The organism is Burkholderia sp. 22088, from assembly GCF_052045915.1.
GTDB classification, from domain to species: Bacteria; Pseudomonadota; Gammaproteobacteria; order Burkholderiales; family Burkholderiaceae; genus Burkholderia; species Burkholderia cepacia.
In genome coordinates, this window is record NZ_JBQEPY010000007.1 from 240,083 (window position 1) to 259,988 (window position 19,906).

Below are 19,906 nucleotides of genomic sequence, written 5' to 3' on the forward strand. Positions count from 1 at the left end.
ATCGGAGGTCCGATGCACCGCCACCGCCCTGTCCGTCTGCAGCACATTGCCGGCATCGGCGTCGATCGCATGGGGTCGATCGCCGATCATGCCGACGTCGACCTTTTGCGACTCGAAAATCTCGACACCGACCTCCCACCCACTTCAGAAGCGCTGGCCTTCACCCGAGAAGCCATCCAGCGAGACTCGGCCAACTCCTATTTGCCCTTCGTCGGTCAGGACCGGCTGCGCGCGAGCGCTGCCGCCCACGTGTCGGCGCTTTCGGGGCAGCGCTTCACGGCCGACCAGGTGGTGGTGTCGGCGGGTGGACTCTCCGGCATTCTGAATACGCTGCTCGCCACCGTCGAGACGGGCGACGAAGTCATCGTCACCGATCCGACGTACGCCGGTCTGCTGAACCGCATCCGCCTGGCGGGCGGCGTGCCTAAGCAAGTCCCGTTCACCTTCACGCCGGGCAGCGAATGGAAGCTGGACCAGGCGGCACTGCGGGCAGCAATCGGTCCGAAAACGCGGGCCATGCTGCTGATGTCGCCGTCGATGCCTTCGGGCGGCTTCTTCGACGCGTCCGACTGGCAACTGATCGCGAGCCTGTGCGTGCAGAACGATCTGCTGCTGATCCTCGACAGCGCGATGGAACGGCTGCTTTTCGATGGACGTACGGTCATCCATCCCGCCGGCCTGCCCGGCATGGCCGAGCGTACGGTCACGGTCGGCGCGGCGTCGAAAGAGTTGCGCATGATCGGCTGGCGGGTCGGCTGGATCGTCGCGCCGGAATGGCTGATTCCGGATCTGGTGGCCGTGTCGCTCGCCAATGTCGTGGTACCGGTCGGCATAGCCCAGGAGGCCGCGGCGGTTGCGCTCGAACATTCCGCATCCGATCTGCCTGGCTACGTGAGCGAACTGGAGAGACGGCGGGATACGGTCGCCGCCGAACTGTCGGGACTCCCGTTCGGCATGCCGGCGGGCGGCTGGTCGATGCTGCTGCGCGTCGCCGATTTCGGTCTGACCGGATCGCAGATGTCGGAACGGTTGCTGCGCCGGGGCGTATGTGCGACGGCCATGACCGGATGGGGCGTCGCCCACGGCGAGCAGTACGTCCGTTTCGTGTTCTCGAACGAACCGGTCGACCGGTTGCGCACGCTCGGGGACAAGGTGCGCTTCGCACTGGAGGACGCATGACGGCCGCTCACGAGAAAGCAGAGTCGCGCGCCGGGCGTCCCTGGCTGGAAGTAGCCGGAATTCCGCGTGTGGTGGTCGAGCAAACTCACACAAGATCGATCCGCGTGACGTGATGCATCCGGCGCCGAGGCGGCGCGATGCCCCAGCCCCGGCCGGACGTAACGTCCCGCCAACGCCCTACCGCCCCACCGGCGGCCGCAGGATATCGCGCGGAATCGACGCGATCAACACGCAGCTGATCAGCAAGCAAGCGCCCAGCGCATAAGTCCCGTTGTTGATGTTGCCGGTCATCTGCTTGGCGACGCCGGTGATCATCGAGCCCGTGAAGCCGGACAGGTTCCCCACCGAATTGATCAGCGCGATGCCGGCGGCCGCGGCCGTGCCGGACAGGATCTGCCCCGGAAAGGTCCAGTAGATCGGCATCAGCGCGAGGATGCCGCAGGTGGCAATGGTCAGGAATACGATCGACAGCGCCACGTTGTGCGCGAACGCCGCGCTCAGGATCAGGAAGACGCCGCCGATCAGCGCGGGAATCGCCGCATGCAGGCGGCGTTCGCCGGTCTTGCGCGAGTGCGACGCGTTCCACACCATCGCGAAGATCGCCGTCAGGTACGGAATGGCCGTCAGCACGCCGATGTGCAGCGGGCTGTGCACGCCCGACGCGCGGATGATCGACGGCAGCCAGAAGGCCAGCCCGTAGAAACCGGTATTGAACGTCAGCAGAATGAAGGTGAGCAACCAGACGCGCGGGCTGCGCAGCGCGGCGCCGATGCTGTGCGACTTGTGCGCGGCCTCGGATTCGAGGTTGCGCGACAGCACCGCCTTTTCGTCGGCGGACAGCCACTTCGCCGTCTGCGGGCCGTCGCCGAGGCAGGCCAGCACGATGAACGCCACCACGATCGACGGCAGCCCTTCGAGCAACAGCATCCATTGCCAGCCGCTCATGCCCGACAGGCCGTGCGTCTGCTCCATCAGCCAGCCGGACAGTACGCTGCCGAGCGTCAGGCTCAGCGGGATCGCGACCAGGAAGCCCGACATCGCCACGCTCTGGCGCCGCGCCGGGAACCAGTAGTTCAGGTACAGGATGACGCCCGGGAAAAAACCCGCTTCGCACAGCCCGAGCAGGAAGCGCAGCGTGTAGAACATCGTGGTCGTCTGCACGTGGAAGAACTGCGCGAGCGGCACGATGAACGCCATCGACGACGACACGATGCCCCACGTGATCATGATCCGCGCAATCCAGAAGCGCGCGCCGTAGCGGTGCAACAGCAGGTTGCTGGGCATCTCGAACAGGAAATAGCCCCAGAAGAAGATGCTGGCGCCGAGCGCATAGACGCCGTCGCTCAGGTTCAGGTCGTCGAGCATCTGCAGCTTCGCGAAGCCCACGTTGACGCGGTCCAGGTAGGCCACGACGTAACAGAGCAGCAGCAACGGCAGGATGCGCCGCATGACCTTGCGGTAAAGGGCGTCTTCGGACGAGTCGGCCGCGGCCGGTGCGGCAGCGGCCTGCGTAAGGGATGGCATCGGTCTGTCTCCTGATTGTGTCGATCTTCTTCGTACCGTCGCGTGCGCTGCGCGCATCGATGTTACCGATAACATCCGGTGCCCAAAAAAAGCCGACGAGGCGACGGGAGCGATCGGCAAGCTGATACCGGTAACACATTCGACGGTAGCATGCGGCGACACGCGTGTACAAGCGCCGCCGGACGCGTGGTTTCCCTAGTGCGACTCTCACCGCGGCGGACACGCCGCGCCCCGCCTGCGCGGTATGCCGCACCGGTATGATGTAGCCTTTCCTGCCTCCTCCCGATCGCGATTCCGATGCCCAGTCCCACCGCCGTCCGGCCCGCCGGGCCGCCCCGCATGTCCGACGTAGCGCGCCTCGCCGGCGTATCGAAGATGACGGTGTCGCGCGTGCTCGCCGGCCACAGCGTGGCCGCCGAGACGCGCGCACGGGTCTGCGAGGCCATCGACCAGCTCGGCTATGTGGCGGATGCCGCTGCCGGTGCGCTGTCGTCGGGGCGCTCGGAATTCGTCGCGGTGCTGGTGCCGTCGCTGTCGAGTTCCAACTTCTCGGACACCGTGCGCGGCCTGACCGATGCACTCGAGCCGCATGGTTTGCAATTGCTGCTCGGCGATACCGACTACGACCTCGAACGGGAAGAGCGGCTCGTCCGGTCGATGCTGCGACACCAGCCGCGCTGCATCGCGCTGACGGGGTCGCAGCACACCGATGCGACGCGGAAGGTATTGGAGCGCTCGGCGATTCCAGTGGTCGAGATGTGGGACCTGCCCACGCGCCCGATCGACACCGCCGTCGGCTTCTCGAACGTGCGCGCCGCCCGTGCGATGGTGCGCCACCTGGCCGAGCGCGGTTACCGGCGCATCGGCTTTCTGGTCGGCGCGAGCGAACTGGATCGCCGCGGCCTGGACCGGCTCAAGGGCTACCAGGCGGAGATCAAGGCGCAGGGGCTGGGCGAACCGCGCGTCGTGCGGCTGGGCGAATCGCCGATCACGATGAGCCACGGCGGGCCGGCGATGGCAGCGCTGCTGGAGCAATGGCCGGATACCGACGCGGTGATGTGCGTGAGCGACATGTCGGCGTTCGGCGCGATCATGGAGTGTCACCGGCGCGGGCTCGCCGTGCCGGCCGATATCGCCGTGGCCGGCTTCGGGAACTTCGAAGTGGCGACATGCTGCCATCCGACCATCACGACCGTATCGGTCGACGCGTACGGCATCGGGCTGCGCACGGGCGAAGCGTTGCTGGCGGCGCTGCAAGCGCGTGACGGCGGCGAGCGGACCGAATCGAAAAGCATCCGTATCGACTACACGATCATCGCGCGGGAAAGCGCCTGACAAGCCGACGGCCGCGCGCATCCCGACCGCCACGCGCGCGGCTTCGTACCGCCCCCCCTGCCCTCACCTTCGCCACATGCGCACGAAATCCCTTCCGCTGCGCAAAAAACCCGTGCTAACATCCAAACGATGTTACCGGTACCATCCGGCATGCAGAATGACAAAGGCCCCTCAGGAGACAGCCTGCCATGTCACACACCCCTCGCCGCCTGCGCAGCCAGGAATGGTTCGACGACCCCGCGCACGCGGACATGACGGCACTCTATGTCGAGCGCTTCATGAACTACGGGTTGACGCGCGAGGAACTGCAGTCGGGCCGCCCCATTATCGGCATCGCGCAGACGGGCAGCGACCTCGCGCCGTGCAACCGCCATCACATCGAGCTGGCCGAACGCACCAAGGCGGGCATCCGCGACGCGGGCGGCATTCCGATGGAGTTCCCCGTGCATCCGCTCGCCGAGCAAAGCCGCCGGCCCACCGCCGCGCTCGACCGCAATCTCGCGTACCTCGGGCTGGTGGAAGTGCTGCACGGCTTTCCGCTGGACGGTGTGGTGCTGACGACCGGCTGCGACAAGACCACGCCCGCGTGCCTGATGGCGGCCGCCACCGTCGACATGCCCGCGATCGTGCTGTCGGGCGGCCCGATGCTCGACGGCTGGCACGAGGGCAAGCGGGTCGGCTCGGGCACGGTGATCTGGCATGCGCGCAACCTGCTCGCGGCGGGCGAGATCGACTACGAAGGCTTCATGCAGCTGACCACGGCCTCGTCGCCGTCGATCGGCCATTGCAACACCATGGGCACCGCGCTGTCGATGAACAGCCTCGCCGAGGCGCTGGGCATGTCGCTGCCCGGCTGCGCGAGCATTCCCGCCGCCTATCGCGAGCGCGGCCAGATGGCTTACGCGACCGGCAAGCGCGCGGTCGAGCTCGTTCGGGAAGACCTGCGCCCGTCGACAATCATGACGCGCGCGGCATTCGAGAATGCGATCGTCGTCGCGTCCGCGCTGGGCGCATCGACCAACTGCCCGCCGCACCTGATCGCGATTGCGCGCCACATGGGCGTCGAACTGAGCCTGGACGACTGGCAGCGCCTGGGTGAATCGGTGCCGCTGCTCGTCAACTGCATGCCGGCCGGCGACTACCTCGGCGAGAGCTTCCACCGCGCCGGCGGCGTGCCCGCCGTGCTGCGCCAGCTCGATTCGGCCGGGCTGCTGCGGCGCGACTGCCTGACCGTATCGGGCCGCGCGATCGGCGAGATCGCCGACACCGCGCAGGACGCCGACCGCGACGTGATCCGCACGCCCGACGCGCCGCTCAAGCATGGCGCCGGCTTCATGGTGCTGTCGGGCAACTTCTTCGACAGCGCGATCATGAAGATGTCGGTGGTGGGCGACGCGTTCCGCCGCACCTACCTGTCCGAGCCGGGCGCGGAGAATACGTTCGAGGCGCGCGCGATCGTGTTCGACGGCCCCGAGGACTATCACGCGCGCATCAACGATCCCGCGCTGAACATCGACGAGCGCTGCATCCTCGTGATCCGCGGCTGCGGCACGGTCGGCTACCCGGGCAGTTCCGAAGTCGTGAACATGGCGCCGCCTGCCGAACTGGTGAAGCGCGGCGTGACGTCGCTGCCGTGCATGGGTGACGGACGCCAGAGCGGCACATCGGCCAGCCCGTCGATCCTGAACATGTCGCCGGAAGCCGCGGTCGGCGGCGGCCTCGCGCTGCTGCGCACGAACGATCGCGTGCGCGTGGACCTGAATCGCCGCAGCGTCGACGTGCTCGTCGACGAGGACGAACTCGCGCGCCGCCGCGAAACCGAAAGCTTCACCGTGCCGCAGGCGCAAACGCCGTGGCAGGAACTCTATCGCCGGTTCGTCGGCCAGCTGTCCACCGGCGGCTGCCTCGAACCGGCCACGCTGTACCTGAAGGTGATCGAGCAGCGCGGCAACCCGCGCCATTCGCACTGACCCACCGCCCCCGACTCTTGCCGAGCTGACCATGCATACGCCTTCCGTTTCCGATTGCCTGCCGCACGACCTCGACCACGCGCTGCTGATCGGCCGCGTCTGGCGGCACGACGGCGCCCACGCGGGCCCGAGCGTCGTCGCAGTGCGCGGCGGCGAAGTGTTCGACATCACACGCACCGTGCCGACCACCGCCGACCTGTTCGATCGCCCCGATGCAGTCGCCATCGCGCGCACCGCTGCCGGCGAATCGCTCGGCCGTGTCGAGCCGTTGTTGCAGGCCGCGCTGGACGGCACGCCGGGCGCGACGCACCTGCTCGCGCCGTGCGACGTGCAGGCGATCAAGGCGTGCGGCGTGACCTTTGCGGTCAGCCTGATCGAGCGCGTGATCGAGGAACAGGCGGGCGGCGATCCGGCCAAAGCGCGGGAGGTTCGCGACACCATCGCCGCAACCATCGGCACCGATCTATCGAAGATCGTGCCGGGCTCGGAAGCCGCGCTGCGCCTGAAGGCGGAGCTCGAACGCCGCGGCGCATGGTCGCAATACATGGAAGTCGGCATCGGCCCTGATGCGGAGGTGTTCTCCAAGGCGCAGCCGATGTCGGCGGTCGGCTTCGGCGCGGACGTGGGGCTGCTGCCCGTGTCGGTGTGGAACAACCCGGAACCGGAGATCGTGCTGGCGGTCGCCCGTGACGGCATGCCGGTGGGCGCGACGCTCGGCAACGACGTGAACCTGCGCGACATCGAAGGCCGTTCGGCGCTGCTGCTCGGCAAATGCAAGGACAACAACGGCTCGTGCGCGATCGGCCCGTTCGTGCGGCTGTTCGACGACGGCTTCACGCTCGACAGCGTGCGGGCATGCAGCGTGTCGCTGCGCGTCGAAGGCGCGGACGACGGCTTCGTACTCGACGGCATCAGCCATATGCGCGAGATCAGCCGCGACCCGACCGACCTCGTCGCGCAGACCTGCGGCGCGCATCACCAATATCCGGACGGCTTCATGCTGTTCCTCGGCACGATGTTCTCGCCGATCCAGGATCGCGACGCGCCCGGCGGCGGATTCACGCATCACCTCGGCGACCGCGTCACGATCTCCACGCCCGCGCTCGGCGCACTCGTCAACACCGTGCGGCTTTGCACGGAGATCGCGCCGTGGACCTTCGGCGTGCGCGCGCTGTATGCGAATCTGGCGGCACGCGGGCTGCTTGCCTGAGCGGAACGGCAGCACCACCGGCCTCCCCACGGGTGATCGATCGCAGTCAGCCACGGCGTGGGCGACGTACAGCGGACCGGTGCAGGATACGAACGAAATCCCGCCCGTCGTCGGCGGGTGCGCCAGCCGGACTGGCTTCGCCGCGCCGCATGAAACCGGGGCCCGCCGGCCCCGTCACGCGAACCGTCACGCCGCCACCGCGCGCTCCGCGAGCCTGAACTCGCCGACCGTCTGCGCGAGCCGGGCCGCCTGCTCGCGCAGCGACGTCGCGGCAGCCGCCGGTTGCTCGACCAGCGCCGCGTTCTGCTGCGTCGTATCGTCGAGCTGCGACACCGCCTGATTCACCTGCTCGAGCCCCGTGCTCTGCTCCTTCGCGGCGACGCTGATTTCGGCGATCACGCTCGTGATGTTGCGCACGCCGTCGACGATTTCGTCCATCGTCGTGCCGGCCGTCTGCACGAGCCCGGAGCCGCCCCCGATCTTCTCGACCGATGAGTGGATCAGCTGCTTGATTTCCCGCGCGGCCTGCGCGCTGCGCTGCGCGAGCGCACGCACTTCCCCGGCGACGACCGCGAAGCCGCGGCCGTGCTCGTTCGCGCGGGCCGCCTCGACGGCGGCGTTCAACGCGAGAATGTTGGTCTGGAACGCGATGCCGTCGATCACGCCGATGATGTTCGAGATCTCGGCCGATGCCTTCGTGATCTCGTCCATCGTCGCGACCACCTCGCTCACCACCTCGCCGCCGCGTACGGCAACGCCCGACGCCGATTCCGCCAGCCGGCTCACCTGCGTGGCCGCATCGGCGGGTTGCGGGCCGTGCCGGCGATCTCCTCAAGCGCGGCGGCCGTTTCCTGCAGGCTCGACGCCGCGTGTTCGGTGCGGGCCGACAGATCCTGGTTGCCCTGCGCGATCTCGGCGCTCGCAAGGTTCACGGACGTGCTGAAATCGCGGATCTGCCGCAGGATCGTACTGATCTTCTCGGCGAACGCGTTGAACGCTCTCGCGATCTGCGCGGCTTCGTCCGCGCCGTCGGCCGGCAGGCGCTTCGTCAGATCACCGCTGCCGCTCGAGACGTCCGTGAGCGCGTCGCGCACTATCAGGATGTGCTTGAAGGCCGCGTTCGTCATCGCGCCGACCAGCGCCGCCGCGATGATGGCGACACACGTCGCAAGTATCCGTGCGCGAATTGATGACAGCATGATGACTTCGGTCTCCGTTACCGCGTGATTGAAATGGGATCGCTGAACAAGGCGAACCTGATCCGTTTAACGGCACGGCGGGCGAAAACAGCGCCGTTCTCCGGCTCAGCGTGACGAATGCGGATCGCGGTCAGATTTATTTTGACGACAGGCAACCCGCAAACGATTGCCCCGCAGCGCCGGTCCTAAACCTTTCTTTCACCATTCCGTTAATCAGGAAATCTATTTGATAACCACAACCGGATTCATCTCATGAACGATCGACGATTAACCGTTCGCACGAAGCTGATCATGGCTTTCGGACTTCTTACGTGTACGGTCGTGCTCGTCTCCATCGTCGGCATCGTCTCGCTCGGCAACGCGAACGCGGCATTCGACGACTATGTCAACGGCACCAACGCCCGCGCGAACCTGGCCGACAAGATTCGCTTCGCGGTCGACCGGCGCGCGATCGCCGCCCGCAACCAGGTCCTCGCGGCCAGCCCGCGCGACGCGGACATCGAGAAGGAAGCGGCGCTGCAGGCCGACCACGAAGTCGGCGCGCTGATGGGCGAACTGACGAATGCGGTCCGCGAGGGCAGCGGCGCATCCGACAAGGCGCGCGAACTGGTTCGGCAAATCGGGGCGGTCGAGGCGCAGTACGGCCCCGTGGCGCGCGCCATCGTCGACGCGGCGGCGAACAACCGGCGCGATCAGGCGATCACGATGATCAACGAACAGTGCCGACCGCTGCTGGCCCGGCTCGTCGCCGCCACCGACACGTATGCGACGTACTCGCGCGCGCGGGCCGATCAACTGGTGAAGGAATCGGACGACCGTTATACCTCGCGACGCCTGATGCTGATCGCGATCTGCATCGCCGCCGCCGCCGCGGCCGCGCTCTCGGGCCTCGTCATCACCCGCGGCCTGCTGCGCTCGCTGGGCACGGAGCCCGCCGTGCTCAGCGATATCGCCGGCCATATCGCCGCCGGCAATCTCGGCGCCGAAGCCACGACCGGCGCCGCGCCGGCCGGCAGCGTACTGGCTTCGATGCGCGACATGCAGGCGAACCTGATCCGCCTGATCTCGGAAGTCCGTACCGCATCGGGCAACGTCGCGACCGGCGCCGGCGAAATCGCGTCCGGCAACCAGGACCTGTCGTCCCGCACCGAACAGCAGGCCGCGTCGTTGCAGGAAACCGCGTCGAGCATGGAGCAACTGACCTCCACCGTGCGCCTGAACGCCGACAATGCGCAACAGGCGAGCGGCCTGGCCAACAACGCATCGGAGGTCGCGCAGCGCGGCAGCTCGGCGGTCGGCCTGATGGTCGACACGATGACCGACATCAGCGCGAGCTCCGCCAAGATCGCCGAGATCACCGGGATCATCGAAGGGATCGCGTTCCAGACCAACATCCTCGCGCTCAACGCGGCCGTGGAGGCTGCCCGCGCCGGCGAACAGGGCCGCGGCTTCGCGGTGGTGGCAAGCGAAGTCAGAAGTCTTGCGCAGCGTTCGTCGAGCGCCGCGAAGGAAATTCGCGAGCTGATCTCGCAATCGGTCCGGAAAATCGAGGACGGCTCGCATATCGCGAACAACGCGGGCGATACGATGAGCGAGGTCACGCATGCGATCTCGCGCGTGACCGACATCATGGGCGAAATCGCCGCGGCGTCGAGCGAACAGAGTCGCGGCATCGAGCAGGTCAATCTCGCCATTACGCAAATGGACGAGGTCACCCAGCAGAATGCGGCGCTCGTCGAGCAGGCAGCCGCCGCCTCGAAGTCGCTCGAGGAACAGGGAAACCGGCTTGCCGAGGCCGTCTCGTTGTTCCGGCTCGACGCGCGCATGGCCGGCGCGTAGGTCGGCGCCCGCCGCCCTGCCGCCGGCTCACCTCGACACAGAGTTCGAGCGCCCGTGCGCGCGTCTCGGCGAGCAAGCGCAGCGCTTCGCCGAGCAAGCCCTTCTCCAGGTCGGAGAGATGATCGTCGCGGCCGATTTCGCCGATCGCCGGCTCGCTCATGCGGGTTTCCATCGCGGCGTCTCCTTCGCTGTCCGATTGCGCACGCGGTCGCATGTCGCCTTTCGCGTCACATGACCGCGCCGCGCAGCCACGGCACGAACTCGCGTTCGCCGATGCCGTTGTCCTCGCTGCGGGATCGTCGTCCGGAGGCAACGTCGAGCATCAGCCGGAACAGCCGCTCGCCCGCTTCGCCGACCGAGAGCGAACCGGCGACGATCCCGCCGCTGTCGAAATCCATGTCCGATTGCATCCGCTCGTACAGGCCGGTCGTCGTCGCGATCTTGATCGTCGGCACCGGCTTCGAGCCGAACACCGAACCGCGGCCCGTCGTGAAGCACACGAGATTCGCGCCGCCGGCGATCTGCCCGGTGGCCGACACCGGGTCGTAACCGGGCGTATCCATGAACACGAGCCCCGCTTGCCGCACCGGCTCCGCATAGTCGTAGACCGCGCGCAGCGGCGAGCGGCCGCCCTTCGACACCGCGCCGAGCGATTTCTCGAGAATCGTCGTGATGCCGCCGGCGAGGTTGCCGGGCGACGGGTTGTTGTTCATTTCGCCGCCGTTGTCGGCGACGTAACGCTCCCACCACTGCAACCTGCCGAGCAGACGCTCGGCCACGTCGCGCGACGCCGCTCGCGCGATCAGCAGATGCTCGGCGCCGTAGATCTCGGGCGTCTCGGACAGAATCGCGGTGCCGCCGTTGCGGACCAGCAGATCGACGGCCGCGCCGAGCGCCGGATTCGCGGTGATGCCCGAGTAACCGTCGGAGCCGCCGCATTGCAGGCCGACCGTCAGCCGCGAGGCCGGCACGGCGCTGCGACGCGCGCCGTCGGCCGCCTCCAGCAACTCGCGCACGATCGACACGCCTTTGGCCACGGTGTCGCGCACGCCGCCTTCGTCCTGGATCACCAGCGTGCGCACGGTACCAGGTGCCGCCGCGTCGAGCCGCTGCGCGAGCGCGCCGACCTGGTTGACCTCACAACCGAGGCCGACGAGCAGCACGCCGGCGAAATTCGGGTTGCGCGCATAACCGACGAGCGTGCGTCGCAGCAGTTCGATGCCGTCGCCGGTCGCCGACATGCCGCAGCCGCTCTGATGGGTGATCGCGACGACGCCGTCGACATGGCCGAACGCGTCGAGCGCGCCGTGCCGGTATGCATCGGCGATCGCATGACAGACACTCGCCGAACAGTTGACGCTCGCGATCACGCCAACGTAGTTGCGCGTCCCCACGCTGCCGTCGGGACGCACGAATCCGTCGAAGGTATCGCGGCGATCGGCCGGAACGTCGTGCGTGTCGCCCGCCGGCCCGTCGTCGTGCGCATGCCGCTCAGGCATCCCGACGTTATGCACGTGCACGTGCTCGCCCGCGGCGATGTCCCGCAGCGCGACGCCGATCGGCTGCCCGCATTTGACGATCGCGTCGCCACGCGCGATCGGCGTGGTGGCGATCTTGTGGCCGGCCGGTATCGCGGCCGCCGGCCGCAGCGGTGCGCCGTGCACGTCGATCGGCACGTCCGGCGCCAGCGCATCGAGTGCGACGGCGACGTTGTCGTTGCCGTGAAGGATCACGATGGTCGGTTGCTTCACGATGGTCTTCTCCCTGTCGTTGCGGCCACCGGTTCGCAGCGGGCGACGAGTTGCCGCAACCGCGGTTGTTCGGCCGCCAGCGCCAGCGAATCGGCGAGCGCGAGCAGCGGCTCGATCCGCCGCGCGACCTTCTCGCGATGGTTGACCGCGATATCGGCGATGCGATGCGCGAGAAACGGATTGAGAAAGCGCTCGCGCACGCTGTCGACGTAGTGTTCGGCCGTTTCGCGCAAGCCCAGCGCCACGAATACCGGCGCGACTTCATCGCGCCACACGGCTTCGAGACCGTCGCGCAACCGCGCATCGTTCATCGCGTCCAGCACCGTTTCCGATGCGTCGCGCCCCGCCGCGAGCCACTGCTCCGCGAGCCAGCTGTGCCCGAGATTGAGGAAGAACAGCTTCAGGCGCTCGTGGCTGCGCAAATCGTCGGTGACGACGACCTGAGCATGCGTGCACGGCAGCGCCATGCCGGCACGCCGCTCGATCGCCCACAGCGCGTAGGGCTCCGCGATCGCGCCGACCGGATGGAGCGGCTCGGACACGATGCGGTCGACGAGCGAGTTGACCCACACGCAGCGGTTGCCCAGATAGTCGGCGAACGCGTCGGGCAGCCGCCACTGGCGCGCGAGGTCCAGCACGATGTCGCGCAGCGTGTCGCCGTTGTCCGTCACCAGTTCGCAAGGCAGGATGGAGACGCCGTCATCGGGCCGCACCTGCCAGCGCGCATGCAGCAGCGCGAGCAGCTTCGCCGGAAAGCCGTGCGGTGCGTACTCCTGCTGGGCCAGCAGGTCCACGGTGTCGCGTGGATCGGCGCGATACCCTGCGTCGCCGGTGTTCGACACGATGACGCGTATGGTCTCGATCGCGGCACCGCGTATCTCCGCCCAGTCGTGCTCGGCGTCCCACGCGCGATGCACGGCGCGGCACTCGACGACTTCGTCGACCACGCCGCCGCGGTCGCGCCCGCGAATCCGCACCGGATAGCGACCGGTGGCGCGCAGCGCGTCGATGCGGGCGCGGCTGGCCGGATTGCCGGTCGTCTGCACGATGCCGATGCCGCCCATCGCGTTGCCGTCGTCCAGCGCCTGCGAGACGAACAAGTCGACGTGCGCGAGCAGGAAGCGGCTCGTGCCGAACTGGAGGATCGGCGGCGTCATCGCATGCGCTCCGCGTGCCGGATTCGATCGATCAGCATTCGACGAGCGCCTTCACGACGGTCTGCCCCGCATCGAGCAAACGCGGCAGCGCATCCGGCACCTCTTCGAGCCGCATCCGGTGCGTGTTCAGCGCGCGGTCCGGAATACGCCCCCCGCGCATCGCGTCGAGCACCGTCGCGAAATCCTCGGCCGTCGCATTGCGGCTCGCAAGCAGCGTGGCTTCCCGCTTGTGGAATTCGGGATCCGAAAAGGCGACGTGCCCGCGCACGATCGAGATCAACGTGTATTTGCCGCCATGCGCGACGAATTCGAAACCGCGATTCATCGCATCGAGGTTGCCTGTGGCGTCGAACACCGCATCGAAATACTCGCCGTTCGTCAACGCCGCGAGACGCGCCGCGTCATCCTCGCCCACCTCCACGGTCGCATCAACCGTCAGATGTTGCCGGCAAAACGCCAGTCGATCCGCCCGCGTGTCGAGGCATGTGACGTCGGCGCCACGCAGCTTCGCGAAGATCATCGCGGCCATGCCGATCGGCCCGGCGCCGACGACCAGCGCGCGCTGCCCGGCGCGGACGTCCGCGCGCCGCACCGCATGCGCGCCGATCGCGAGGAATTCCAGCATCGCCGCCTGGTCGAGCGAAATGCCGTCGGCCTTGTGAACGAACTGCGCAGGCACGCTCAGGTATTCGGCGAGCGCGCCGTCGCGATGCACGCCGAGCACCTTGATGTTCACGCAGCAATTCGTGTTGCCGTGCCGACAGGCGATGCAGTGCCCGCACGACAGATACGGCATCACGTACACCGCGTCGCCGACGCCGAGCCCCGACTCGGGTTCCGCCTCGACGACGACCGCCGAAAGCTCATGGCCCATCACGCGCGGATAGTCGAGGTACGGCTGGTTGCCGGTGAAGATATGCAGGTCGGTGCCGCAAATGCCGACCCGTTGCACGCGCAACAGTACTTCGCCGCTGCCGCGTACGGGCAGTTCGCGCTGCTGCACGCGCAGCACGCCGGGGGATTCGCAAATCACGCTGAGCATGTCGGGTTCCTTTCGTTCTGGTTCATTCGTCGTGGCGTGCGGTGTCGATCCGGTAGAAGCGGTGTGCGTTGCCGCCGAAGAGGCCGTCCAGCGCCGCGGCGCCGAGCAACCGCGCGCAATCGTCCTCGCACGCGGCCAGCCATTCGCCGTAGCCGCCGCACGCCGACGCCAGCCGCAGCACCGGCCAGTCGCTGCCCCACATCAGGCGCGTCGGCCCGAACAGCTCGGCCAGCGCGTGGACATACGGCCGCGTGCGCGCGCGCACGGCGTCGGGCCCAGCCGACGGCCCTGCTTCGGTCCAGAGGCCGGACAGCTTGCAATGAAGGTTCGGCAGGCGCGCAAGCCGGCCCATCGCCGACAGCCACGGCTGCCATTCGCCGCGCTCGATGAACGGCTTCGCGCCATGGTCGATCACGATCGGCAGATCCGGATGGCGTCGCGCGAATGCATGCAGCGCATCGAGATGACGCGGCATCACCAGTGCATCAAAACGCAGCCCGTGCTCGAGCATCGCGGCGACCGCGCGATCCAGCCGCGGATCGTCGATCCACGTGTCGTCGGGCAGATCCTGCAGCATCGGTCGCAAGCCGCGCGCCTTTGGCGCGGACGCAAACGCCGCGATCCGCGCCGGTGCGTCGTCGGCCTTCAGGTCGACCCAACCGACCACCGCGCCGACGCTCGGCGTTTCGTCCGCGAGATCGAGCAGAAAGCGCGTGTCGGCTTCGCTCGGCAGCGATTGCACGAGGACGGTGGTGTCGATGCGCGCAGCGTCGAGCAGCGGCGCCAGATCGGCCGGGCCGAAATCCCGGTGAATCGCATCGAGTTCGGCCGGCGGCCAGCAGCCGGCCCGTGCGTCGATGCGCCAGTAGTGCTGATGGGCGTCGATGCGCATGGTCATGCGTGGGCTCCCGGAACCGGCGCGTGCGCCGCGATCAACCCTTCGTCGCGCAGCACATCCCACAGTTCGGCCGGCGCGGGACGCTCGAACCAGTCGACGTTCTGCTTCAACTGCGCCACGCTGCGCGCGCCGACCACGCACGATACGACGGCTGGATGACCGAACGGAAACTGCAATGCCGCGGCGGGAAGCGGCACGTCGAAGCGGTTGCACAGCGCGCCGAGCCGCGTGGCCTTGTCGATCACGTCGGCGCTCGCGTCCGCATAGTTGAACTTGCCGTTGCCGGCGAGCAGGCCGGAATTGAACACGCCGCCGATCACGATCGCCGTCCCGTCACGGGCGCACGCGTCGAGCAGCGGTTCGAGCGCCGTCTGTTCGAGCAGCGTGTAGCGGCCGGCCAGCAGCACCGCATCGAGCGCCGCTTCGTTCAGCGCGTCGGCCGCGACTTCCCATTCGTTCACGCCGAGACCGAACGCGCCGATCTCGCCGCTGGCGCGCAGCGCATCCAGCGCGCGAAATCCGCCGCCGCGCGTCAACTGTTCCCAGTAGTGCGCGTGACGATCGCCGTGCGTCATCGCGCCGATGTCGTGCACGTACAGCATGTCGATCCGCGCGAGCCCGAGCCGTTGCCGGCTGTCGTCGTGCGAGCGCATGATGCCGTCGTAGCTGTAGTCGTAGACGGGCCGGAACGGCAGCGGCTCGGCCCAGCCGTCGTCGCCCGGCCGCACGCTCGCGTCGGCGCGCATCAGCCGCCCGACCTTCGTGCTGAGCGTGAACGCGCTGCGCTCGCGCGGAGCGAGCCCCGCCCCCACGCGCCGCTCGGACAGCGTGTAGCCGTAATACGGCGCGGTGTCGAAGTAGCGCAGGCCGGCAGCCCACGCGGCGTCGACCAGCGCGGCGGCGTCGGCCGCCGACATCGGCCGATAAAGGCCGCCGAGCTGCGAGCAGCCGAGGCCGAGCGCGGACACCGTCAGCCCGCTGCGCGGCAAGGTGCGCGTATCGTTTGCGTTCATGAGTGGTGACTCGATGCGTGCAAGCGGGACGGGCGATCAGTACAGGACATTCTTCGCTGCCTGCGAATCGAGGTTCTGCTTGTCGACCATCACGACGCCGGTATCGATCAGCTTCGGCGCGGGCTTGCGCTCGATCACGTCGAGCGCCGTGCGCACGCCCTGGTTCCCCATCTGCCACGAGCCCTGCACGGCGATCGCCTGCACGGTGCCGTCGCGCACGAAGCCCTGCAGGTCCTCGTTGCCGTCGAACCCGATCGCCACCACCTTGCCCGCCTTGCCCGACTGCTTCAGCGCACGGCCCATGCCGACCGCGGTCGGCTCGTTCGCGCCGAAGATGCCCTTCAGGTCCGGGTTCGCCGACAGCACGTCGGTCGTCTGGTTCAGCGCGGTCGCCATTTGCGATTGCGAGTAGTACGGGCCGACGACCTGCAGCTTCGAATGGCTCTCGATGTACTTGCGGAACCCGCCGACGCGGCTGACCTCGGAGCCCGCGCCCGGTACGTACGACATGATCGCGATCTTGCCCGACTGCCCGACGCGGTCGATCAGCGCCTTCGCGCACAGCGCGCCCGCCTTCTCGTTGTCGGTCGACAGGAATGCCTGGTAGTACGGCTTGCCCGCGTCCGCGATCGCCGAGTCGATCAGCACGACGGGAATGTGCGCTTCCCACGCCTTCTTGATCGCGGGCACGAGCGCATCGGGATCGGACGGCGCGAGCACGATGCCCGCCACATGACGCGTAACCGCGTTGTCGACCATGTTGACCTGCCCGCTGATGTCGGACTCGGCCGCCGGGCCCTGGAACGTCATCGTGTAACCCTTGGCGCCGCCGAGCGCCGCCTTCGCGCCCTTCTGCACGTTCTGCCAGTAGTTCGAATTGACCGTCTTGACGATCACGGCGATCTCGCCGCCCGCCGCATACGCGCCGCTGCTGCACACCGCGAACACGCACGCCGATGCCGCCAGCAGGATGGATTTGTTCATGTCTCGCTCCGCTTCTCGTTGGTAGGGACTGCTTGCTGCCGGTCAGGGCCGGCGATTGCGCAACTGGTCGATCCACACCGTGCCGAGGATCACGACGCCGATGATGATCTGCTGGATGAAGCTCGACACGCCGTTCATGTTCAGGCCGTTGCGCAGCACGCCGATCACGAACGCGCCGATCGCCGTGCCGGAGATCGTGCCGACGCCGCCCATCAGCGACGTGCCGCCGATGACCGAACTGGCGATCGCGTCGAGCTCGTACATCACGCCTTCGTTCGGCTGCCCGGTGACGAGCCGCGACATCAGCACGCAACCGGTCACGCCCGCGAGCGCGCCGGACAGCACGTAGGTAAACAGCTTCACGCCCTGCACGTTCACGCCCGACAGCCGGGCGGCTTCCGCGTTCGACCCGACCGCGTAGATATGGCGGCCGAGCGACGTTCTCGACAGCAGCACGGACACCACGACGAACAGCACGACCATGATCACGACCGGATACGGAATGCCGGGAAAGGTCGTGTCGGGGAACCCGTCCGCGCCGATGCGCGAGATCCGCAGCAGCGCGCCGTTGCCGAGCGCGCCGAACGCATCGCCGAGATCCGATACCGGCCGCGCGCCGGTGATCTGCAGCGCGATGCCGCGCGCGACGAGCATCATGCCGAGCGTCGCGATGAACGGCGGCAGGCCCATCTGCGTCACGCAGATGCCGTTGACGAGCCCGCACAGCGCGCCGACCAGGATGCCGGCCGCCATCGCCGCGGGCACCGGCGCGCCGGCCTTGACCAGCAGCGCCGCGCACACGCCGGACAGCGCGAGCACCGAGCCGACCGACAGGTCGATGCCGCCCGTGATGATCACGCAGGTGGCGGCCACGCCCAGATAGGCGATCGACGTGACCTGCAGGCCGACCGTCATCAGGTTGTCGACCGAGAAGAACGCCGCGCTCGAGACCGAGAACGCGAACACGAGCACGACGAGACTGCCCAGCGCCGCGAACTTCTGGATCAGGTCGCGCCGCCGCTGTCGCGCCGCCCGTTCATCGGCCTGGCTTCGATCGGATGTCATTTCAAGCATGGGAACGCCCCGACGCGTAGTGCATGATCTCCTCCTGACTGGTGTGTTTCGTATCGAGAAATGCGGTCAATCGACCTTCGTGAAAAACGGCGATCCGGTCGGTCATGCCGAGCAGTTCGGGCAGTTCCGAACTGATCAGCACCACGCCGACGCCGTCGGCGGCGAGCCGGTCCATCAGCCCGTAGATCGCGAATTTCGCGCCGACGTCGATGCCGCGCGTCGGCTCGTCGAAGAACAGGATCTTCGAGCCGCGGTACAGCCATTTGCCGATGACGACCTTCTGCTGGTTGCCGCCGGACAGGTTTCGGACGCGCTGGTGCACGGACGGCGTGCGAATCGCGAGGTCCTGCACGTAGCGGCGCGCGACGTCGAGTTCGTCGTCGAAGCGCAGGAATCCGAAGCGTGACGTGATGCCGCGCACGTTCGCGAGCGTGAGGTTCGCCGCGACGGGCATCGGCAGCGCGAGACCCTCCTTCTTGCGGTCCTCCGACAGATACGCGATGCCGTGCCGGATCGCCTCGCGCGGCGAGCGGATCGTCACGGGCCGGCCGTGCAGCCCGATCGTGCCGCCGTCGGGGCGATCCGCGCCGAAGATCGCGCGGGCGATCTCGGTGCGCCCGGCGCCCATCAAGCCCGCGAAACCGAGGATCTCGCCGCGGCGCAGCGCGAACGACACCGGCCCGAACACGCCGTCGCGGCGCAGGTCCCGCACGTCGAGCAGCACCTCGTCGGTCGGCACCGATTGCCGCGACGGATAGGCGTCGTCGAGCGTGCGTCCGACCATGCGCGCGACGATGTCGTCGATGCTCACGTCGGCGAAAGCATCCGTCGAGATGTGGCGCCCGTCGCGCAGCACCGTCACGCGATCGACGATCTGCGCCATTTCGTCGAGCCGGTGCGAGATATACAGAATCGCCACGCCGTCGGCGCGCAGTTCCTCGATGATGCGAAACAGCTGCACCGTTTCCGTTTCGGTCAGCGACGACGTGGGTTCGTCCATGATCAGCACACGCGCATCGTGCGACAGCGCCTTCGCGATCTCGACCATCTGCTGCTGCGCGATGGACAGCACGCCGACCTTCGTCGTCGGCGCGACGTTCAGGCCGATGCGCGCGATGCAGCGCGCCGCCTCCGCGTTCATGCGTTTCGTATCGACGAACGGCCCGCGCCGCGGCTCGCGCGCGAGGAACAGGTTCTCCGCCACGCTCAGGTGCGGGACGAGATTGAGCTCCTGATGAATGATCGAGATGCCGGCCGCCTGCGCTTCGGAGGCCGAATGAAAACGCACCGGCGCGCCGCGATAGTGAACGACACCGTCGTCGGGCAGGTACTGGCCGCTGATGATCTTCATCAGCGTCGATTTGCCCGCGCCGTTCTCGCCGCACACCGCATGCACCTCGCCGCGGCGCAGGTCGAGGCGAATCCCGTCGAGCGCGAGGACGCCGGGGAAGCGCTTGCGAATCCCGTCCAGGCGCAGGATCTCCCGGTCCGGTTCGTCCTGCGCGGCCTGACCGGGCAGATTGCGAGGCATTGCCATTGCGTCTCCTGGGGATGGATCGACCTCGACACTAACCGGTCAGTCCAATTTGGATGAATTACAGCAATCAAACCCATTTTGGTCAAGCCAATTTAATTATTCACATCTGATCTTACCAATAGTGAAAACCCGGACATCCGGATGAACGCGCCGCTACACGGGGCGATGCGTCCGGCGTGATAGACTCCGCGACA

General features: G+C 67.7%; 14 protein-coding genes and 1 pseudogene. 5 read left to right on the forward strand and 10 right to left on the reverse strand.

What is annotated here, in order from left to right; all coding sequences use genetic code 11:
• The first annotated feature begins 12 nt into the window (after positions 1–12).
• On the forward strand, positions 13–1,179 hold the full coding sequence (locus ACTJLD_RS15880) for a pyridoxal phosphate-dependent aminotransferase (protein WP_440659260.1): 1,167 nt from the start codon (positions 13–15) through the stop codon (positions 1,177–1,179).
• Positions 1,180–1,356: 177 nt separating this feature from the next.
• Here ACTJLD_RS15880 and ACTJLD_RS15885 read toward each other — a convergent pair whose 3' ends face one another.
• Positions 1,357–2,703 carry an MFS transporter gene (locus ACTJLD_RS15885; RefSeq protein ID WP_059855893.1) on the reverse strand — a complete coding sequence of 449 codons (1,347 nt, stop codon included), beginning with the start codon at positions 2,701–2,703 and terminating at the stop codon, positions 1,357–1,359.
• Between the two features lie 297 nt (positions 2,704–3,000).
• Between ACTJLD_RS15885 and ACTJLD_RS15890 the strand changes: the two genes are divergently transcribed.
• From ACTJLD_RS15890 to ACTJLD_RS15900, 3 genes are all read left to right on the forward strand, one after another.
• Positions 3,001–4,038 (forward strand): LacI family DNA-binding transcriptional regulator, encoded by a 1,038-nt coding sequence (locus ACTJLD_RS15890; protein WP_174392705.1) that lies wholly within the window; start codon positions 3,001–3,003, stop codon positions 4,036–4,038.
• A 188-nt stretch (positions 4,039–4,226) separates the two neighbouring features.
• Positions 4,227–6,008, forward strand: coding sequence for an IlvD/Edd family dehydratase (locus tag ACTJLD_RS15895; protein WP_048027410.1), 1,782 nt, complete (start codon positions 4,227–4,229; stop codon positions 6,006–6,008).
• Between the two features lie 31 nt (positions 6,009–6,039).
• Positions 6,040–7,218, forward strand: coding sequence for a fumarylacetoacetate hydrolase family protein (locus ACTJLD_RS15900; RefSeq protein WP_440659261.1), 1,179 nt, complete (start codon positions 6,040–6,042; stop codon positions 7,216–7,218).
• A 186-nt stretch (positions 7,219–7,404) separates the two neighbouring features.
• Here the strand turns inward: ACTJLD_RS15900 and ACTJLD_RS15905 are convergent.
• Positions 7,405–8,378, reverse strand: a pseudogene (locus ACTJLD_RS15905) (methyl-accepting chemotaxis protein); the annotation flags it as partial.
• 291 nt (positions 8,379–8,669) lie between these two features.
• Here ACTJLD_RS15905 and ACTJLD_RS15910 point away from each other — a divergent pair.
• The gene (locus ACTJLD_RS15910) at positions 8,670–10,256 is read left to right on the forward strand and encodes a methyl-accepting chemotaxis protein (RefSeq protein ID WP_334066256.1); all 1,587 of its coding nucleotides are present in this window, start codon (positions 8,670–8,672) and stop codon (positions 10,254–10,256) included.
• A gap of 227 nt (positions 10,257–10,483) precedes the next feature.
• On the opposite strand, the gene ACTJLD_RS15915 is transcribed toward ACTJLD_RS15910, so the two are convergent.
• Genes ACTJLD_RS15915 through ACTJLD_RS15950 form a run of 8 tightly spaced genes read right to left on the reverse strand, consistent with a single transcriptional unit; the run spans position 10,484 to position 19,712 of the window.
• Entirely contained in the window at positions 10,484–12,007 is a 1,524-nt protein-coding gene (locus ACTJLD_RS15915) for a UxaA family hydrolase (protein ID WP_027792846.1), read from the reverse strand.
• On the reverse strand, positions 12,004–13,164 hold the full coding sequence (locus ACTJLD_RS15920) for a mannitol dehydrogenase family protein (protein WP_440659262.1): 1,161 nt from the start codon (positions 13,162–13,164) through the stop codon (positions 12,004–12,006). Before ACTJLD_RS15920 ends, ACTJLD_RS15915 begins: the two co-directional genes overlap by 4 nt.
• A 31-nt stretch (positions 13,165–13,195) precedes the next feature.
• Positions 13,196–14,206, reverse strand: a complete 1,011-nt coding sequence (locus ACTJLD_RS15925) for a zinc-binding alcohol dehydrogenase family protein (RefSeq protein ID WP_027792848.1) — start codon at positions 14,204–14,206, stop codon at positions 13,196–13,198.
• 22 nt (positions 14,207–14,228) lie between these two features.
• Positions 14,229–15,104 (reverse strand): amidohydrolase family protein, encoded by an 876-nt coding sequence (locus tag ACTJLD_RS15930; RefSeq protein ID WP_081066322.1) that lies wholly within the window; start codon positions 15,102–15,104, stop codon positions 14,229–14,231.
• Positions 15,101–16,117: an aldo/keto reductase gene (locus ACTJLD_RS15935; RefSeq protein ID WP_440659263.1), complete on the reverse strand. Its 1,017-nt coding sequence runs from the start codon at positions 16,115–16,117 to the stop codon at positions 15,101–15,103. The genes ACTJLD_RS15930 and ACTJLD_RS15935 overlap by 4 nt, the downstream gene beginning before the upstream one ends.
• 36 nt (positions 16,118–16,153) lie before the next feature.
• A complete protein-coding gene (locus tag ACTJLD_RS15940; RefSeq protein ID WP_059699561.1) occupies positions 16,154–17,101 on the reverse strand; it encodes an ABC transporter substrate-binding protein in 948 nt (315 codons plus the stop codon).
• Between the two features lie 42 nt (positions 17,102–17,143).
• A complete protein-coding gene (locus tag ACTJLD_RS15945; RefSeq protein ID WP_124544526.1) occupies positions 17,144–18,175 on the reverse strand; it encodes an ABC transporter permease in 1,032 nt (343 codons plus the stop codon).
• Positions 18,168–19,712, reverse strand: a complete 1,545-nt coding sequence (locus tag ACTJLD_RS15950) for a sugar ABC transporter ATP-binding protein (RefSeq protein ID WP_060198925.1) — start codon at positions 19,710–19,712, stop codon at positions 18,168–18,170. The genes ACTJLD_RS15945 and ACTJLD_RS15950 overlap by 8 nt, the downstream gene beginning before the upstream one ends.
• Positions 19,713–19,906 lie beyond the last annotated feature (194 nt).

What these genes read in the sequence shown, in the direction of transcription:
- ACTJLD_RS15945 (WP_124544526.1), bottom strand. Translation starts at nt 18,175, where the DNA reads ATGCTTGAAATGACATCCGATCGAAGCCAGGCCGATGAACGGGCGGCG.
- ACTJLD_RS15880 (WP_440659260.1), top strand. Translation starts at nt 13, where the DNA reads ATGCACCGCCACCGCCCTGTCCGTCTGCAGCACATTGCCGGCATCGGC.
- ACTJLD_RS15890 (WP_174392705.1), top strand. Translation starts at nt 3,001, where the DNA reads ATGCCCAGTCCCACCGCCGTCCGGCCCGCCGGGCCGCCCCGCATGTCC.
- ACTJLD_RS15925 (WP_027792848.1), bottom strand. Translation starts at nt 14,206, where the DNA reads ATGCTCAGCGTGATTTGCGAATCCCCCGGCGTGCTGCGCGTGCAGCAG.
- ACTJLD_RS15930 (WP_081066322.1), bottom strand. Translation starts at nt 15,104, where the DNA reads ATGACCATGCGCATCGACGCCCATCAGCACTACTGGCGCATCGACGCA.
- ACTJLD_RS15885 (WP_059855893.1), bottom strand. Translation starts at nt 2,703, where the DNA reads ATGCCATCCCTTACGCAGGCCGCTGCCGCACCGGCCGCGGCCGACTCG.
- ACTJLD_RS15920 (WP_440659262.1), bottom strand. Translation starts at nt 13,164, where the DNA reads ATGACGCCGCCGATCCTCCAGTTCGGCACGAGCCGCTTCCTGCTCGCG.
- ACTJLD_RS15910 (WP_334066256.1), top strand. Translation starts at nt 8,670, where the DNA reads ATGAACGATCGACGATTAACCGTTCGCACGAAGCTGATCATGGCTTTC.
- ACTJLD_RS15940 (WP_059699561.1), bottom strand. Translation starts at nt 17,101, where the DNA reads ATGAACAAATCCATCCTGCTGGCGGCATCGGCGTGCGTGTTCGCGGTG.
- ACTJLD_RS15895 (WP_048027410.1), top strand. Translation starts at nt 4,227, where the DNA reads ATGTCACACACCCCTCGCCGCCTGCGCAGCCAGGAATGGTTCGACGAC.
- ACTJLD_RS15950 (WP_060198925.1), bottom strand. Translation starts at nt 19,712, where the DNA reads ATGGCAATGCCTCGCAATCTGCCCGGTCAGGCCGCGCAGGACGAACCG.
- ACTJLD_RS15935 (WP_440659263.1), bottom strand. Translation starts at nt 16,117, where the DNA reads ATGAACGCAAACGATACGCGCACCTTGCCGCGCAGCGGGCTGACGGTG.
- ACTJLD_RS15900 (WP_440659261.1), top strand. Translation starts at nt 6,040, where the DNA reads ATGCATACGCCTTCCGTTTCCGATTGCCTGCCGCACGACCTCGACCAC.